Source organism: Acidovorax sp. KPB24-03 (assembly GCF_057546605.1).
Genome location: NZ_BAAJYR010000757.1, coordinates 1 through 996, shown reverse-complemented (window position 1 = coordinate 996; position 996 = coordinate 1). Strand labels below are relative to the sequence as shown.

Here is a 996-nt window from a genome sequence, read left to right as displayed (position 1 = left end):
ACGCTGAGCGCGCCGCGCACCTGGCCCAGGCCGTCGATGATGGGCGCGCCCACGCAGCGCACGCCGGGCACGATCTCTTCGTCGTCGATCGCGTAGCCGCGCGCCGCCGTCACCCGCAGCTCGGCCAGCAGGCGCCGCCGGTCGGTCAGCGTGCGGGGCGTGAGGGGGCGCAGCACCAGTTCGCGCACCAGGGCATCGCGCGCCGCGCCGTCCATGGCGGAGAGGATGGCCTTGCCCTGGCTGGTGCAGTACACCGGCTTGCGCTGGCCCAGCGCGCTGGACGAGCGCTGGCTGTGCGCGCCATCGCAGCGCTCCAGCGACACCACGTCGCGCCCGTCCAGCGCGGCCAGGTAGGTGGTCTCGCCCGTCAGGTCGCGCAACGTGCGCAGTTCCATCACGGCCGCCGCGGCCAGATCGGGCATGGCATGGGCCTGACGTGCCAGCTCGAAGCAGCGCACGCCCAGGCAGTACACCTTGCGCAGCGGATCGCGGCGCAGCATGCCGCGCGCCACCAGCGTGGCCAGCAGGCGGTAGGCCGTGGTGCGGGGCAACGCCAGCCGCGCTGCCAGGTCGGCGTGGCTCAGGCCTTGCGGCGCGGCGCCCACGGCGTCCAGCACGTCGAGGGCTTTTTCGAGCGCGGCGGTGCCGTCTCCGGGCGATGCAGGCATGTTTGTCTCACGAAATGGAATTCAGAACCGCGCGGGGAAGGGGCGGCGGGCCGCAGGGATTTTAGGCGGCTCGCCCTTTCATTACGATGGCAGGCTCCCAACGGCGGGCCCCTGCCGATCGGCGAACAATTCCATTCAGTGAGACAGCAGGCCGCGACGGCCCTTGCCCTTTTCAGGAACCTCCATGCCCGACAACACCCTGCAATCCATCGATGCCCGCACCGGCCAGCCCCACGGCGCCGCCTGGCCCGAATCCACCCCGGCCGAGATCGACGCCGCCGTGGCCGCCGCCGCGAGCGCCGCCGATGCCTTCGCCGCCACTTCGGCT

At 72.3% G+C, this 996-nt stretch carries 1 protein-coding gene; it reads right to left on the bottom strand.

Annotated elements, in window-relative coordinates; genetic code table 11:
• Positions 1 to 668 (bottom strand): IclR family transcriptional regulator (locus AC27KI_RS25775; RefSeq protein ID WP_487116667.1); only part of this gene is annotated, 668 nt, incomplete at its 3' end.
• Between the last annotated feature and the right edge of the window lie 328 nt (positions 669 to 996).